At 43.7% G+C, this 17,007-nt stretch carries 14 protein-coding genes and 1 riboswitch; of the genes, 11 read left to right on the top strand and 3 right to left on the bottom strand.

The annotated features are described in order from the left end of the window. Positions 1-204 precede the first annotated feature (204 nt). The 8 genes from rluB (at position 205) to CU633_RS15385 (ending at position 9,066) form a co-directional block, all read left to right on the top strand. On the top strand, positions 205-930 hold the full coding sequence (gene rluB, locus CU633_RS15420) for a 23S rRNA pseudouridine(2605) synthase RluB (protein ID WP_101661484.1): 726 nt from the start codon (positions 205-207) through the stop codon (positions 928-930). 113 nt (positions 931-1,043) lie between these two features. Continuing rightward, positions 1,044-1,568 (top strand): thiol-disulfide oxidoreductase ResA, encoded by a 525-nt coding sequence (gene resA / locus CU633_RS15415; protein WP_101661483.1) that lies wholly within the window; start codon positions 1,044-1,046, stop codon positions 1,566-1,568. Between the two features lie 21 nt (positions 1,569-1,589). Beyond that, the gene (locus tag CU633_RS15410; RefSeq protein ID WP_101661482.1) at positions 1,590-3,215 is read left to right on the top strand and encodes a cytochrome c biogenesis protein ResB; all 1,626 of its coding nucleotides are present in this window, start codon (positions 1,590-1,592) and stop codon (positions 3,213-3,215) included. A 12-nt stretch (positions 3,216-3,227) separates the two neighbouring features. Next, entirely contained in the window at positions 3,228-4,409 is a 1,182-nt protein-coding gene (ccsB, locus tag CU633_RS15405; RefSeq protein ID WP_101661481.1) for a c-type cytochrome biogenesis protein CcsB, read from the top strand. Between the two features lie 158 nt (positions 4,410-4,567). Next, positions 4,568-5,284 (top strand): response regulator transcription factor, encoded by a 717-nt coding sequence (locus CU633_RS15400; RefSeq protein WP_101661480.1) that lies wholly within the window; start codon positions 4,568-4,570, stop codon positions 5,282-5,284. After that, positions 5,281-7,050 carry an ATP-binding protein gene (locus tag CU633_RS15395; RefSeq protein ID WP_101661479.1) on the top strand — a complete coding sequence of 590 codons (1,770 nt, stop codon included), beginning with the start codon at positions 5,281-5,283 and terminating at the stop codon, positions 7,048-7,050. The genes CU633_RS15400 and CU633_RS15395 overlap by 4 nt, the downstream gene beginning before the upstream one ends. Before the next feature lie 242 nt (positions 7,051-7,292). Continuing rightward, positions 7,293-7,844: an RNA polymerase sigma factor SigX gene (gene sigX, locus CU633_RS15390; RefSeq protein ID WP_101661478.1), complete on the top strand. Its 552-nt coding sequence runs from the start codon at positions 7,293-7,295 to the stop codon at positions 7,842-7,844. Next, the gene (locus CU633_RS15385; RefSeq protein WP_101661477.1) at positions 7,819-9,066 is read left to right on the top strand and encodes a negative regulator of sigma-X activity; all 1,248 of its coding nucleotides are present in this window, start codon (positions 7,819-7,821) and stop codon (positions 9,064-9,066) included. The genes sigX and CU633_RS15385 overlap by 26 nt, the downstream gene beginning before the upstream one ends. Before the next feature lie 29 nt (positions 9,067-9,095). On the opposite strand, the gene CU633_RS15380 is transcribed toward CU633_RS15385, so the two are convergent. Further along, entirely contained in the window at positions 9,096-11,174 is a 2,079-nt protein-coding gene (locus tag CU633_RS15380) for a peptidoglycan D,D-transpeptidase FtsI family protein (RefSeq protein WP_101661476.1), read from the bottom strand. A gap of 343 nt (positions 11,175-11,517) precedes the next feature. Here CU633_RS15380 and CU633_RS15375 point away from each other — a divergent pair, with 343 nt between their 5' ends. Both CU633_RS15375 and CU633_RS15370 read left to right on the top strand, forming a co-directional pair. Continuing rightward, positions 11,518-12,432, top strand: a complete 915-nt coding sequence (locus CU633_RS15375; RefSeq protein ID WP_101661475.1) for a M23 family metallopeptidase — start codon at positions 11,518-11,520, stop codon at positions 12,430-12,432. A gap of 97 nt (positions 12,433-12,529) precedes the next feature. Next, a complete protein-coding gene (locus CU633_RS15370) occupies positions 12,530-13,342 on the top strand; it encodes a histidinol-phosphatase (RefSeq protein WP_101661474.1) in 813 nt (270 codons plus the stop codon). 110 nt (positions 13,343-13,452) lie between these two features. Here the strand turns inward: CU633_RS15370 and serA are convergent, their stop codons facing one another. Continuing rightward, positions 13,453-15,030, bottom strand: coding sequence for a phosphoglycerate dehydrogenase (gene serA, locus CU633_RS15365; RefSeq protein ID WP_101661473.1), 1,578 nt, complete (start codon positions 15,028-15,030; stop codon positions 13,453-13,455). 238 nt (positions 15,031-15,268) lie between these two features. Next, positions 15,269-15,509, top strand: a riboswitch (FMN riboswitch). A gap of 158 nt (positions 15,510-15,667) precedes the next feature. On the opposite strand from serA, the gene CU633_RS15360 reads away from it, so the two are divergent. Then, entirely contained in the window at positions 15,668-16,249 is a 582-nt protein-coding gene (locus CU633_RS15360) for an ECF transporter S component (protein WP_101661472.1), read from the top strand. Between the two features lie 121 nt (positions 16,250-16,370). Here the strand turns inward: CU633_RS15360 and CU633_RS15355 are convergent, their stop codons facing one another. Continuing rightward, complete coding sequence (locus CU633_RS15355) at positions 16,371-16,619, bottom strand: ferredoxin (RefSeq protein WP_101661471.1); 249 nt, start codon at positions 16,617-16,619, stop codon at positions 16,371-16,373. Positions 16,620-17,007: the final 388 nt, after the last annotated feature.

Below are 17,007 nucleotides of genomic sequence, written 5' to 3'. Positions count from 1 at the left end.
AATACGATTTGACACTCGCCATACGGCGGGTTTTTTTGTCCTCTTGTAACTTTTAGTCAATATGCCACATAAAAGAAACAGGGTGGCGTTGCTTTGAAAAATGGACGATTTATGTCATAATTCATTAAGTGAAGTCGGTTTCTGGATCATACCCCGAATGGAGAGTTGGAGCAGAACGATTCAATCAATGATGAGGTGACATAGATGGAAAGACTCCAAAAGGTTATTGCCCATGCAGGATTTGCATCGCGGCGCAAAGCGGAGGAACTGATTCTCGAAGGCAAAGTGAAAGTAAACGGTAAAATCGTCAAAGAATTAGGAGTAAAAGTTTCTCCCAATGATAAAGTTGAAGTTAATGGGATACCGGTTGAACGCGAGGAACCTGTATATTTCCTTTTTTATAAGCCGCGCGGGGTCATTTCCAGCGTAAGCGATGATAAAAACAGAAAAGTTATCACTGATTATTTTTCAGGGATTGAACAAAGAATTTACCCGATCGGCAGGCTTGACTATGATACTTCAGGTCTGCTTTTGCTGACCAATGACGGGGAATTTGCGAACCTGCTCATGCATCCAAGCAATGAAATAGAAAAAGTCTATGTGGCGAAAACAAAAGGGATACCGGCAAACGAACAGCTGAGAAGCCTGGAAAGAGGGATCCAGCTCGAAGATGGCAAAACAGCACCTGCCAGGGTGAAGTTGCTGTCTGTCGATAAACGGAAAAATTCAGCGATCATCGAAATTGCCATTCACGAAGGCCGGAATCGCCAGGTGCGCAGAATGTTTGAGGCCATCGGGCATCCAGTCATGAAGCTTAAGCGTGAGCGATACGGGTTTTTAACGTTGCAAGGGCTTAAGGCCGGTGAGATAAGAGAACTGACGGCACATGAAGTAAAACAGCTCAGAGTGCTGGCACAAAACAAAAAATGAAAAAGTTCATATAACGTTCACACATCGATCTTCTTATAAACAATATCGAGATGTTGAAAAATGATATAATAAAAAGCAAATTGTTTTGCAAAAAAAGGCTGGGAGGGGCGAATATGAAGAAAAACCGCCTAATGATCAGAACTGTCATATTGCTTTTGTTAGGGACAGCGGTCGCCTATACTTTATACGCCAACTTCACAAAAGGTGATATCCAGAAAGTAGCAGTAGGAGAAAAGGCGCCTGATTTTGTCTTAACAGATATGAACGGGCAAAAACACCGCCTTTCAGAATACGAAGGCCAGGGAGTATTCCTGAACTTTTATGGAACCTGGTGTAAACCATGTGAAAAAGAAATGCCCTATATAAACAACCAGTACAACCAGTTTAAAGACGAAGGGGTTCAGGTGCTCGCCGTAAATGTTGGAGAATCAAAGCTGGCCGTAAATAAATTTGTAGAAAAATATAAGCTTGATTTTCCGAATGTAATCGATGAGGACGGCCAGGTCCAATCAGCATACGGAATCAACCCTCTTCCTGCGACGTTTTTGATCAATGCAGAAGGCACCGTGGTTAAATATCATACCGGAGAGCTGACTGAAAGCATGGTTAAAAAATATATGGAGCAGATCAAACCTTAAGGTTACAGGGAGTTTTCTCATATGAATGAAGTAAAATGTGATTGCGGGCACGTAAATCCGCACGGAACGGTTCTATGCGAATCATGCGGCAAGGTGCTCGGGGAGCAGGAGAATGGCACTGCGCTGCTTGATATGCGCTACGAAGGCAGCGCCAGGCGTTCACAAACATACAATAAAACGATAATAGATAAAATTTGGAACTTTTTTTCGTCCGTTAAAGTGGGCGTATGGCTGATCGTGATTACTTTATCGGCCTCTGCGATCGGGACGATTTTTCCGCAGGAGATGTATATCCCGCCGGTCATGCCGGCGTCTGAATATTATGAGGACCAATATGGCTGGATGGGAAATCTCTATTATCAGCTTGGATTTCATAATCTCTACAGTTCATGGTGGTATTTAATTTTAATCGCATCGATTGGTGTGTCGCTTGTGATTTGCAGCCTTGACCGGGTGATCCCTTTATACCGGGCTTTAAAGAAGCAGCGGGTTTCAAGGCACGAAAGCTACCTGAAGAGGCAACGCATTTTTGGAATGACCGACAGCGCCGGGATCGGCGAAAAAGATTTTGAACAAGTTAAACAAAATCTTAAAGCGAAAAGGTACAAGCTTCGTGAAGAGAACGGCGATATCCTTGCTGAAAAGGGCCGTTTTTCCAGGTGGGGCCCATATGTGAACCATGTCGGATTGATCATTTTCTTGATTGGAGCGATGCTCAGATTCGTGCCTGGCATGTACGTCGATGAAATCCTTTGGGTCCGCGAGGGAGAGACAAAGGTAATCCCGGAAACGGACGGGCAATATTATTTGGCCAATGAACAATTTATTCTAGAAGTCTATGATAAAGAAAAAGATAAAGAAGTATTTAAGGACGCGATTGAGCGCTCCGGGATGGTTGCGAAAAACTTTCAAACAAACGTGACTCTTTATAAAAAACAAGGCGACACCGTTGCCGGTGAAGAACCTGAGCTTAAAAAAGTAAAAGACTACGAAATTCGTGTCAATGACCCTCTGAAATTTGAAAACTTTGCTTTGTATCAAGTAGAGTATAAGCTGAATGAGCTGCAAAAAATGTCATTTATCCTTGAAAAAAAGGAAACGAAAGAAGCATTCGGGAATTTGACGGTCGATTTATATGATCCGCAAAATGTCTACGATTTGGGCAACGGCTACTCAGTTGAAATCGTCCAGTATTACCCGGATTATGAAATTGCCGATGGGGAGCCGGTTACAAAATCGAAAGTACCGAACAATCCGGCCTTTGTCTTTAAAATGATCACACCTGAGACGCCGGAAGGGGAAATCAGTTTTGTAGCGATCCGCAAAACGATTGAGCCGTCAAATGACAATCAATATAAAATGACCTTTAACGGTGTCGAAACGAAACATGTTTCCGCTTTAACGGTTCGCAAGGATTTGACGCTCTGGATGATCAGCCTTGGCGGCGCGATTTTTATGATTGGGGTCGTTCAGGGGGCATACTGGAACCATCGCAGGATTTGGCTTCGCCAAATGGACGGGCAGGTTTGGGTTGCCGCCCATACGAACAAGAACTGGTTTGGTTTGAAAAAAGAAATTGCAACAGTTTTAAAGGGTACCGGTATTCGAGAACCTGAAGATCAGCTGCAGAATGAAAAAGAAGTTTAAGGGGGATAAACAGTGGCAGCTTTAAGCTCGAACTTGTTATATATAGCTTTTGTTCTTTACTTGATTGCCATCGCCTTTTTTGGCGGTGCGATCAAGGAGAAGAATTCGAAAAAAACAGGAGTAAACGGCTGGGGAAAAATCGGAATCACTTTAACGATTATCGGCTTTGCGGCTCAGCTCGGTTATTTCATTACCAGATGGATCGCTGCCGGACACACGCCGGTCAGCAACCTCTTCGAATTTACGGCCTTTTTCGGTATGGCTCTTGTCGGTGCCTTTATTGTATTCTTTTTTATGTATAAAACGCCTGTGCTCGGGTTATTCACCCTGCCCATTGTTGTCTTGATCATTGCCTATGCAAGCATGTTTCCGACTGATATTTCACCATTGATCCCTGCCCTGCAGAGTCACTGGCTGACCATTCATGTCATCACCGTGTCCCTCGGGGAAGCGATATTGTCTGTCAGTTTTGCTGCCGGCTTGATTTATCTCGTCAAGGTTGTTGACCAAACAAAAAGCAGCAAAAAGACGTTTTGGCTCGAAGTCGTGATGTACGGCTTAATCAGTACGTTAGGTTTCGTGATCGTTTTGAGCGCATTTTCTTTAAGTGGCTACCAGGCGTCTTATAACTGGATTGATAAAAACGGTGCGGAAGCAGTCCAGGATTATGCTTTGCCTGCGATTACCGGACCACATAAAGCTGAGCTGACAACTGAAGGAAAAATGGAACCTCTAATTGAAATGCCCGCTCTCATCAATGCGAAAAAACTGAATACGGTTATCTGGTCAATGGGTGCCGGTTTAATTCTTTACGGTTTACTGCGCCTGATTCTGCGCAAGCGTATTTCTGCAGCACTGCAGCCATTGGGAAAAAATATTAAACTCGATCTGGTCGATGAAATCAGCTATCGGTCAGTGTTGATTGGTTTTCCAGTATTCGCCCTCGGCGGTCTCGTTTTTGCGATGATCTGGGCGCAAATTGCCTGGACCCGCTTCTGGGGCTGGGATCCGAAAGAAGTTTGGGCACTTATTACCTTCTTATTTTATGCTGCATTTCTTCATCTCCGTTTGTCCAAAGGATGGCATGGTGAGAAATCGGCATGGCTTGCTGTAATCGGGTTTATCATTATTATGTTTAACTTGATTGCCGTAAATCTTGTGCTTGCCGGCCTGCATTCCTATGCCGGCGCTTAACCGCCGTCCATTTTCATAAAGCCTTCACTTTTCTGAGCAGTGAAGGCTTTATTTTAAAAATACATTTTGTATAGCTAATATAGCGAGAACCCAATGTTAGAAAAAATATGGCATTAAAGGCCGCCGTTTTGTAAAATATCTGCAAGGGGGAATGTTCAGTGGAAAACGATGTAAAAGTGTTGGTGGTAGATGATGAAGAAAGAATTCGCCGATTGTTGAAGATGTATTTGGAGAGAGAAGGCTACATAATTGAAGAAGCAGAGGATGGGAACGAAGCTTTATCCAAGGCTCTGGCGAATGATTATGATGTGATTCTGCTCGACTTGATGATGCCCGGCAAAGATGGAGTAGAGGTTTGCCGCGAGCTCCGTGAGAAAAAAGCAACGCCGGTCATTATGTTGACGGCGAAAGGTGAAGAAGTAAACAGGGTCCAGGGTTTTGAGGTCGGCACAGACGATTATATTGTAAAGCCTTTCAGCCCGAGGGAAGTTGTCCTTCGCGTGAAAGCGCTGCTAAGGCGCTCATCGAAAACGACTTATTTGCAAACCGAGACAACTGCAAAAGATGTGATTGTTTTCCCGCATTTAACCATTGATAATGATGCACACCGGGTCATGGCCGATGGCGAAGAAGTGAGCTTGACGCCGAAAGAATATGAATTGCTTTATTTTCTGGCCCGTACACCCGATAAGGTGTTTGACAGGGAACAACTGCTTAAGGAAGTCTGGCACTACGAATTTTTTGGTGATTTAAGAACCGTCGATACCCATGTAAAGCGGCTCAGGGAGAAACTGAATAAAGTTTCGGAACAGGCAGCGAAAATGATCGTAACTGTATGGGGAGTCGGCTATAAATTTGAAGTTGGCAATGAATGATGTTTTGGCGAAGTGTAGTAGGTAAGCTTTGGATTACGATTCTTCTCCTTGTTTCGTTTGTGCTGTTTATTCTGACGATCATGATGATGGAGTTTTTTGAAAACTACCATATAAACGAAACGGAAAAGGGATTAACAAACACGGCAAGTAAAATCGCCAGGATTATCGAGGAACATGAGCAAAATGATTTGAGTCTGGACATTTCATGGGAAATGCTCGATGGTGTGACGAAGGGTGTAATCTTTGAAAACCAGAACCAATATCACCTTTCTCCGAATTCACAGCGAGCCGACGATTTGCCGCTTGATTTTTTAATGAATGATCCAGATTTGTCCAAGGTTTTCACCGACCGGGATACAGTAAAAAAAATCTCGCCAGTCGATGAAGAAAACCCGAATATGAACCGCGACTCGCAAATATTAATTGTTGGTGTTCCTTTGAATGAAACAGGTGCTGTTTTTATTTATCAATCGCTTGAAGTGATGGAGGAAACGACCCGCTCGACGACCAAATTTATTTGGCTTGCGGCAGGGGTTGCCATCGTGTTAACAACGATTTTTGCTTTTTTCTTATCAACGAGAATTACAGCTCCATTACGGAAAATGCGCGAAGCTGCTTTTGAGGTGGCGAGAGGAAAATTTGACACGAAGGTGCCTATTTTAACGAATGACGAAATAGGCGAATTGGCGACTGCTTTTAACCAGATGGGCCGCCAGTTGAAATTCAATATGAACGCATTGAGCCAGGAGAAAGAGCAACTTTCAAGCATTTTAAGCGGAATGGCCGACGGCGTTATTACGTTTAACCGTGATGGGACCATTTTAATCACCAATCCTCCGGCCGAACGGTTTCTCCAAAATTGGTATTATGAACAGCATGAAGCAAATGACCAGGAAGCAGTTCCTTCCGAGGTGATGGAACTATTCCAGCTTGCAGTTGATACCGAAAATGAGCAAGTCGGAGAAATCTCCTTTCAAGGCCGTTTTTGGGTGATCATCGTCAGCCCTTTGTATAATAACAAGTATATTCGCGGCGCTGTCGCTGTTATTCGCGATATGACCGAGGAGCGCAAGCTGAATAAACTCAGAAAAGACTTTATTGCCAATGTATCGCACGAGCTTCGCACGCCGATTTCGATGATGCAGGGCTATAGCGAGGCGATTGTCGATGATATTGCCGGAACGGTTGAAGAAAAGCAGGAGATGGCGAAAGTGATTTATGATGAATCGCTGCGGATGGGCCGCCTTGTCAACGAGCTCCTTGATCTTGCCCGGATGGAAGCGGGATACATCGAACTTAATACGGAAGCAGTGGAAATTCGTCCGTATATCCAGCGAATTATCCGCAAGTTTCACGGGCTTGCAAAAGAAAAGGAAATCAAACTCACTTTTTCCATTTTAACTGATGAAGAATATTTCGTGTTTGATCCCGACCGGATTGAACAGGTGCTAACGAATTTAATCGATAATGCGATCAGGCATACGCCAAATGCGGGCACGGTTGAAGTGATCATGAAAACGAATGAACGGGGCTTGTTTGTCGAAGTAAGTGACTCAGGCTCCGGAATTCCCGAAGAAGATATTCCGTTTGTTTTTGAACGGTTTTATAAAGCGGATAAGGCGAGAACGCGGGGTCGTTCCGGTACTGGTCTCGGCCTTGCAATCGCCAAAAATATTATCGATGCCCATAAAGGAAATATTACAGTGCAAACAAAGCTTAACGCCGGGACGACATTTTCGTTTTTTGTCCCTCGAAATATCGGATAAATTAGCCAGTTTTGCCGATTAGTCTTGATTCACAGGAAACATTGATTGTTTGCAGGCAAAATAAGAAGGAAGGAACAGGGAAGAATTTCCTTGAAAACCTTCCTTTTTTTTTTGAAAGAGTCTATATTTAGGAAAAGGCATGTTAGAAAGCAAATAGCAGCCCTTGCAAGTGCAGAGAGATTCGAAGGTGAAACTTTTTATACATAAATTACGACTATTATGTTGAACGGGGAGGGGAACCGATGGACTCCGTTTTTGAGGAATTGTATACGAAATACCATCAGGATGTATTTCAATTCTTGTTTTATATGGTGAGAAATAGAGAACAGGCAGAGGACCTTGTTCAGGAAGTATATATTAGAGTGCTAAAGTCTTACGAGCGGTTTGAGGGGAAGAGCAGTGAAAAAACGTGGTTGTTTTCGATTGCCAGGAATGTAGCAATTGATTTCTTTCGCAAGCAAAAAGGCTGGAAGCAGCGGCTGCTCGACAGATTTGACTGGTCAACCCAGCAAGTGATGGATGAACAGCCAATCCCGGAAGAGGTTGCGATGCAGAATGAAGAAATTCGCGCGATGTACGGATGCCTGGAGCAATGCACTGTCGATCAAAGAATGGTTATTACAATGCGCTATATCCAGGGGATGTCGATCAGTGAAACGGCTGAAGCGCTGGACTGGACAGAAAGCAAAGTGAAAACAACCCAGCACCGGGCCTTGAAGGTGTTAAAGAAGCGAATGGAAGAATCGATGGAAAAGGAGGGTATGAGCATTGAAAAAATCAGAGTGGAGCGATGAGCGCATTGAAAAGCTGCTTGGGCAAATGCCAAAGCTAACAGATCATCGCAATCCTCAGGATATCTATCAAAATATTGCCGGGAAGCTCGGGAAAAGAAAGCGCCAGGCATGGCTCATGCCGGGCCTGGCTGCCGCAGCCGCCTTGATCCTTTTCTTTATTTTGGCGCCCGAACTGTTGGATTGGCGGGATTCCCCCGCCCGGAATATGAGTTTGGAATCGGCGCAACGGCAGCATGAAGGCCGGGAGGAAAACAAGATCGCTTTGGAAAGCAACAGACATGCTGACAAAGCGGAGAAGAAAGATCAACAAGAATCAGCTGCTGAAACCCAGGCAGATCCTCGAGCAGATAGTGCGAATACCTTGACTGCAGAAGGGGCCGATACTTTAAGTGCGGCACCTGCGAGGACGGCCGTTTATGAAGAGGATGTAAACGGGCAGGAATTACTGACCTATGCCCTTCCTGCAGCTGATGGACAAAATGTTGTCCCGATCAGCGTGCTTGTTACAAATGAGGAAAAAAAGCCTTGGATTGACTTGTACGAGGAAACAGCCGGCCATCTTGCGGAAGAGACTTGGGGCCTCAATGATTATTATCCGCTTAAGGCTGACTTTAGCCTCGATGAAACAAAGCGGGAACTTACCATTAATTTTCCGGAAAATACGCAGTACGGTCAGGAGCCGGACAGTGAGTTAATAATACAAAAGGTGCTTGAACAAAGCTTCGCCGGCAAAGTTGACATGATTATCCTGCGAACAGCGGATGAAGCGGGTCTGAAGAAGAATGATTTGCCTGAAAGTATTAATTTGGCAAGCGATCAATCATCAGGGGCCCATGGTTACTTTTTCTTAAACCAGGGAAGCCTTGAACAGCCTCTTTTAGTTCCGTCAACCAAAGAATATGCTTCGATCGATGAAGCGTTTCTCGCGATGCAGAAAAAATCAGCAGAAGGAAATCTCTTGCCATCGATACCGGGTCAATTCGAAATTAAGCCTTCCCGGGAAAATGCAAAGCTGTTATCCGTTGAGTTAAATGGCCCTGCAAATTTTGAAAAGTCTGCGAATGCAGTTTATACGGTTGAAGCGATTTTATTGACAGCCAAAGATTTCGGCTACGGGGCTGTCATCCTGAAAAACGACACGGTTGAATCGATCGGCGGCTTTCCGGTTTCCCAAGTCATCAATGTCCCGCTCGGAGCAAATAAACAAAATATCAGAAAATAAGATCAGCCAGCACGGCTGATCTTTTTTAACTACTGTCCGTCTGTGCGGTGCTTCAAGCTGAAATAAGTATCCAGGACTTTCCGGCCGATTTCCATGTTCGGAGAAGGACCGGTGTCTGCCTGATAAGCCCACGGAACAATAACGGCCATCGCTACTTCCGGATTATTGTACGGAGCGTATCCCACTAAACTCAGGTTCATGACTTCCGGAGGGGGGCCATCGGATTTTTTTCGCTGCGGGCCGTCATAGAATGCCTGGGCCGTTCCTGTTTTACCAGCAGGCAGGTAAGCGGCAGTGCCAAAGGCCCGGTAGCCGGTTCCGCCGCTTTCCTGCATGACCTTTTGAAATCCGAGCTGAACGCGGTCAAGCCATTCCTCGCGAACGTCAAGTTTATTTAATACGGCAGCTGGGATTTTCTTAAAAATTGGACCGAGTTCATTTTGATCGGACGCCGGCTCACGGATTTCTTTCACAATATGGGGTTTAATCCGGTATCCATCATTGGCAATTGTTGACACGTATTGGGCCAGCTGCATTGTTGAATACGTATCATACTGGCCAATCACAAGATCAAGCAGATGACCTGGTAACGTGCTCATTCCTTTGAAGCCAATTTGTTCATTCGGCAAGTCGATTCCCGTTTTGACCCCTAATCCAAACTGGGCAAATGAATCCCTGATTGTGCTGAAGGCCTGTGTATCGATAGGCAATGGCATGTTTGGACGGTAGTGTCCTTTTCCAATTCGGATCGCGGTGTGGAACATATATACATTGGAAGACAGTTTAAGAGCTTGCACGTCATCCGGCCTGCCAAGATAGGTGTACGAGCCTTTTTCCGGAGTGTTTTTAATTCTTAATGGTGTATCATCGAACCAGTCAGCAGGCTTAATTGCTCCGGTTTTAAAGCCGGTTAAAACTGTAGCGCCCTTAACAGCGGAACCAACATTGTAAGTAGTGGTGATATTTCCGAGGGCATCATCAATCATTTCGTTCTTGCCGGTCTCTTCATTTTTGACGATTCTCTTGCCGGCCATCGTCAAGATTTCTCCTGTCTTTGGCTCGATCAACACGACGTATGCCCGGTCAAGCAGATTTGTATGAGGGAGCTGCTTGGTGGCCCAAAGCTGTTCTTCAATGATTTTTTCAACAGCAATCTGCAGGTCCATATCGATCGTTAAGACAAGGTCTTTGCCGCGCTGGCCTTCTGAAATGACTTCAGTTCCAAGGACATTGCCGGCTTTATCGGTGATATTTTTGATTTTTGCTTTATGGCCATGCAATACATCCTCGTATTGCATTTCAAGATAACTTTTGCCAACCCGGTCGTTCCGGCTGTAGCCGCGCGATAAAAAGTAATCAATCCGTTCTTCAGGGAGACCGTCATCCGTTTCAGTAATGCCTCCGAGCACCGATTTCAACGTAGATTCATATAAGTATTTTCTTTTCCAGTCAGCCGTTGTGTCTACTCCAGGCATCGCGTTTAAATTTTCGCTGACGAGTGCAAACTCTTCCTTTGTGACATGATCATTTTTGACGATTTGCGGTGTTAACGCGTAGCCGGAATTCAGTTCACGGTAAATCGCGAGAACTTTTAAGTCATCCTCGGTGAGCGTCTTTAAGTCTTCTTCGGTTATCCGATCAAGCTGCAGCTGGTAAAGCTCTTTATCAGTCAACTTTTTCTTTTTGAACAATTGCAGCTCAGCCTTCGTGATTTTTTCAGCTGCTTTTTGCGGGTTTCGCAGGATCCAGAAATCTTGTTTGTCTCTTTCCCGAATCTTTTCAGTGCCAACGGTGATCAGTTTTGCCAGATTTTCTGCCGTCGCAAGCATTTCTTTCGGGGTTGTTCCCTGCAATTTAGTATACGTTATCGCATTAGTTGGCGTATTGTCGACAATGATTCTTCCATGCCGGTCATACATTTTTCCGCGCGGAACCGGTTTTTGTACAGTAATGCTTTCGGTTCTGTCGACCTCCCGCTTAAAATCATTTCCATAAACAATTTGCACGATTCCCAGTCTTAATATCAATAAGGAGAATAGTAGAAATACAGCAAAAAATAATAAGTTCAATCTTATCGGAAGATAGCGCTTTTCTTTTTTCTTTTTCATCTGGCCACATCCTTCAGAGATCCCATAATATTGGTTGGTGATTCCATTTTATAACAATATGATAAAAGATTCTATTATATTCGAAAATTTAAATTGTTACGAATTGATGGAGTCCTTTGTAAAAAAAATTTAATATTTTATTTTTGAGCCATCGTGACCGACATTTTATCTGCTTCGGAATGATGTCCAAAACGCTTGCTCTTGCGAATAAATAAATGAATTTGCATAAAATGTCAGGAAACACCAAATACTGTTTTCAGGTGCAGCCACATAGACATGAAGTTCTAATAAAGTACAAACGTTCATAACGTGAAAGGGAGAGTACAAGTTAAGGAGGCAAAGAATGAAAGACTACATAAAAAGGTTTCTGATTGCCGGTATTATGGCATTGTGTGTTAGTTTATTATTTCTTGGCGGAAAGCACTCCCAGGCTGAATCACTAAACGTAAGCGAACAAACTGCCCATTGGATCTGGCCTGCTGATGGCATTATTACGGATTTGTATGGCACAAGACATGGGCATCACAAAGGAATAGATATCGCGGCGAAAAACGGTACGCCTATTTATGCTGTAGACGAGGGAACGGTTCTGAAATCGTATTATTCCGGTTCGTATGGGCATGTCGTTTTTATCAGGCATCCAAATAATTTTGAGACGGTGTACGCGCACTTAAATAAACGCTATGTACAGGAAGGGCAGACAGTCAAACAGGGTGATTTGATTGGCGGAATGGGCAGTACAGGCGATTCGTCAGGTGTACATCTTCATTTTGAAGTTCATCAGACTGAATGGACTGTGGAAAAGAAAAATGCTGTTAATCCTGTTGCCGTTTTAGGAAATATCGCAATGGGCGAAGCTGTCCAGGCATTTAAAAATCATAAACCTGGCTATGACGCAATTGAAGTCGCCGCCAAGCCCCGGTCAGTCCAGGAAAAGCAAGCGGATCATGCCGGGCCACAGGAAATCATCCACGTCGTCCAGCCGGGGGAAACCGTCTGGTCAATTGCTGAACATTACAACGCCTCAATTCACACGATTACAACTTTAAACGGAATCGACGGAAACAGGCTTCAGCCAAACCAAAAGCTTTCAATAAAACCGTCCACTAAAAACCAGTATATAGTCCAACCGGGTGATACATTAACAAGCATTTCCCGGGCGGCAAACACGACCGTTCAACAATTGATGGAAATAAATAATCTGGAATCAGCGTTAATTCAGCCGCAGCAATTATTGACCCTTCGCCTTGATGAATAAACAAAAATGATTCAATCCGGATGCCATTATTGATTTTTTTCTTGCCGATCTCCTTTATTAAAAAGTATAATGATAAAAATTGGAGAGGGCGGAGAATATGCTGACGGATTACCATAATCATCTTGAAAAGGGAACGCTGACACTTGACTATTTACGGAAATTTACAGACCAGGCAGCCCAAAAAGGGATTGGCCAGTTTGGGGTTTCCGAACACGCTTATCACTTTTACCAGACTGCGAATATTTTGCAAAACGATTGGGTAAATGAACGAAGATATTATGATATGGATGATTATGTAAGGCTTTTTCACGAGGCCTGGGATAACGATATTGATGTAAAGATGTCGATCGAAATGGATTATACTCCTGGAAAACATAAAGAGATGGAGCAGTTCATTAACCAATATGATTTTGATTATGTGATCGGCTCAATCCATTGGATCGGTGATTTTGGCATTGACCTGGGTGAATACAAACATGAATGGGACAGACGCGATCTTCATGAAGTATATACTTCTTATTTCGATCAGGTTGTTACCCTCGCGGAGTCGAATCTTTTTGATATTGTCGGGCATCTTGATCTTGTGAAAATTTTTAAATATGTCCCTAAGGACGAAGAATTTTTATTGGCGCAATACGAACGGGCCACAAACGCTCTGGCAGAGTCAAAAACATGTGTGGAAATAAGCACAGCCGGCTTAAGAAAGCCTGTCGGGGAATTATACCCGGATAAAAGGCTGCTGGAAATGTGCTACAACAAGAAAATTCCGATCGTTCTCTCGTCCGATGCCCACGTCCCTGAAGATGTAGGGGCCGGCTTTGACCAGGCGCTGAAGCTGGCAAAAGATGTTGGCTACGGGTCGATCATGACCTTCTCAAAAGGAGAACGAAAAGAATTTCCGCTTGGTTAAAAGAAAAGCGAGTTCACATACCCTAAATAAACGGAGCTACATAAAAAAACGAAGCCGGCTGGTTGATCATACATAAAAACAGGACAGAGACTGACTCTGTCCTGTTTTTGTTAAGATAACAAAATAGGGTTAATCGACACGATGTCGTCCAATTGGAATAATTGCTCGATCATCCCTTCCTGAAGGGGTTTATCAAACGATAATAGCATGATCGCTTCCCCGCCTGCCTGCTTTCTTCCAACTTGCATGGTCGCAATGTTGATCGAATGATCGCCAAGAATTTTTCCAACCCGGCCGATGACGCCCGGCCGGTCCATATGCTGAATATATAAAAGATTTCCTTCCGGCAGGAAGTCGATATTAAAATCGTTTAAATAGACAATCCGCGGCCCGTAATGATCGATATATGTACCGCGGATTGTGAACTGGCTTTCATCCCCTTTTGCCGTCACAGTTACGCTGTTTGCATAGCCGTATGTATGGGTTGAAATTTTTTCCCCAACCGTAATGCCGCGTTCCTTTGCTGTCAGCAACGCATTTACTTCGTTTACATTTACGTCAATTCTGTTTCGGAAAAATCCTGATAGCAGCGCCTTTGTTAAATAGGTTGTTTCCAAATCAGCAACAGAACCGGAATATGTGACCGATATTTCATGGACACCTTCTTTTATGCACTGGGATAAAATGGTTCCGATCTGTTTGGCCAGGTGATGAAAGGGACGGATCTTTTCGTACAATTCCTTGGAGATAGCCGGTAGATTAATAGAATTGGAAACAGGCTTATCTTCGAGAAATAAGCGGACCTCTTCCGCAACCTGGGTGGCAACATTTAATTGAGCTTCTTTCGTCGATGCTCCGAGGTGGGGAGTGGCGATCACATTGTCAAATTTTAACAATGGATTTTCGCCCGGCGGCTCCGTTTCAAATACGTCAAGCGCGGCCCCGGCCACATGCCCGGCTCCTATATACTTTGCAAGAGCCTGCTCATCAATAATCCCCCCGCGCGCGCAATTCAAAAAGAAAACCCCTTTTTTCGTCTTCGCCAATGCTTGATCATTGATAAGGCCTTTTGTTTCAGATGTAAGCGGGGTGTGAACGGTAATAATATCAGCTCTTGCTAGCACATCGTCTAGAGAACACGCTTCAACTCCGAGATTTGCCGCACGTTCTTTTGTTAAAAACGGATCGTATACCTGGACCGCCATCCCGAAGGCTTTAGCCCGCTTTGCCAATTCCGAGCCGATTCTGCCCATTCCAATGATTCCAAGCGTCTTCCCGTAAAGCTCTTTACCGACAAAGGCGTTGCGCTTCCATTCATAATTTTTCATGGAACCGTGGGCCTGGGGAATATTTCGCATCAATGAAGCCATCATCGCAAACGTATGCTCCGCAGTGGAAATTGTATTTCCATCAGGCGCATTTACGACGACGATTCCTTTTTTGGTTGCAGCGTCGACGTCAATATTGTCAACCCCAACGCCAGCACGAGCAATGATTTTTAATGAGGGCATTTTCTCAAGCAGTTCCGAAGTAACGGTTGTTGCACTTCTTACTAAAAGAGCATCCACTTGATCAAGAGGCACATCCGGATCATCCGTTTTTTTCTGGATAATCTCGACGTTGTCCATCGTGAGCAGTGGCTCAAGCCCGGCTTCACTGATCGAATCTGCCACTAAAATTTTGTGCATAAATTCACCCGCTTTTCCCAATAATTATTAAGCAATTTTCTGATTATTTTACAAGACGGATTTTTATATGTCAATGTACATAATTGTAACACTTTAAAATGTAAACACTTTAATTTGGTGAAGTGATGAAATTCGATAACATATTGACATCGTAAGAGAATGTTCAAAGTTTTCATATGCATAGTTCTTCACAAATCATCTTTTTTTCAGTATACTTATCCTGTAAAAACTAAATACGATCTATCTTCGGGGCAGGGTGAAAATCCCGACCGGCGGTGAGGAGCCAGTGCTCTAAGCCCGCGAGCCTGATTGAATAGCGAGGCATATTCCCGGCAAGCTGATGCCATCCAAACTGTGGGGGAAATCTCCAGTGAATGGATTGATCGGCTCGGTGAATAGCCACAGCTGGACAATCGCATATAGGCAGATTTGGTGTGAATCCAAAGCCGACAGTATAGTCTGGATGGGAGAAGATGGAGGTTCTGCAGGCATTTAAATTTTGCAGGGTTTAAATGTTTATTCAGCGTGCCTTTGTAAATTCTCCCTCAAACTATTGTTTGGGGGTTTTTTACGTAGTGTATGCCAATGCCGAACCTTTCTTCTATTGTGAGATGGATCTCAAAAAGGAGAGAGGAACATGAAAAAATTAAATGTCAAAGCGCTAGTATCGATTGGGATGCTAAGCAGCATAGCTTATGTTTTAATGCTGCTGAACTTTCCAATCCCGCCATTTCCGAGCTTTTTAATGATTGATTTCAGCGATATTCCTGCATTGATTGCTGCGTTGATCTTTGGGCCGGTGGCCGGAATTCTGGTAGAATTGTTTAAAAATATTTTGGATTATTTTTTGACTGGCAGTGCGACCGGAGTACCTGTCGGGCATATTGCCAATTTTATTGCCGGAGTTACCTTTATTCTGCCAACCGTCTACATTTATGAAAAAATAAAATCCAAAAAAGGCATGACGCTTGCCCTTTTTAACGGAACTGTTCTGATGGCGATTCTGATGAGTGTCCTAAACTATTTTGTTATCCTGCCTGCCTACACCTTTTTCTTGAATGCGCCGGCAATGTCTGCTGTGGAGACACGCCAGTTGATCGTAACCGCCATCCTGCCGTTCAATATTGTAAAAGGTTTGTTTATATCACTTGTGTTTATGTTACTGTTTTCCAGGATGCAGACATGGATCGGCAAACAGGCCGCCTATAAAAGCATATAATGAATGAAAAGCCGGAGCTTGTGGAATGAATGAATTCCACAAGCTCCGGCTTTTTTGCGTACTTATGTAAAAATCCCCTCTTAAAAAAGAAAGGGGATGAGTCAACTGTATTTGGAGAACATTATTCGAATTTAGTCGGGTCACCATCAAACGGCTCATCAGCAACCTTAATTGAGTCCGTTGGGCAGCCTTCAAACGCGTCCATCATGTCGTCAATCAGAACATCAGGAATTTCAACAATTCCTTCATTATCATCAAGCGTCACATATGCGATGCCTTCATCGTCATAATCGTAAATATCCGGTGCAGCCGCTCCACATGCCCCGCAAGCAATACATGTGTCTTTGTCAACGATAGTATATTTTGCCATGAAAAACCCTCCCAATAAAATAAACAATATTTATTCGATCGTTTTCCTTTAAAAACAATAGAAAACGGATTCCTTAATTTCCATTGTAAAACTGTATGGCCAACATTTCAATAGAAAATGTAATGAGAATGCTTATCACATCAACGCTTGCTACGAACTTACCCCAAATTTCGTCATTTAAAACGGATGGCATTGTCGATTCATGTTAAAATGGACTGTAAAGAAGTCCGTTTCCAATCATTTTCCCGCAATATTATTACTATGATAATGAGATTTATATTTACCTATTTTTTGATTCATGAAAGCTGCTTGACGGCTTTAGTTCAGCTATAGGAAAGTATAAACGTTTCTAAATATAGTTGGGCGTTTCGATGTCCAGCTCCAGCGC

This window comes from Bacillus sp. V3-13 (genome assembly GCF_002860165.1).
Lineage (GTDB): Bacteria > Bacillota > Bacilli > Bacillales > Cytobacillaceae > Bacillus_BJ.
Note: the sequence above shows the minus strand (reverse complement) of the source record. Positions and strands in the feature narration are given on the sequence as shown.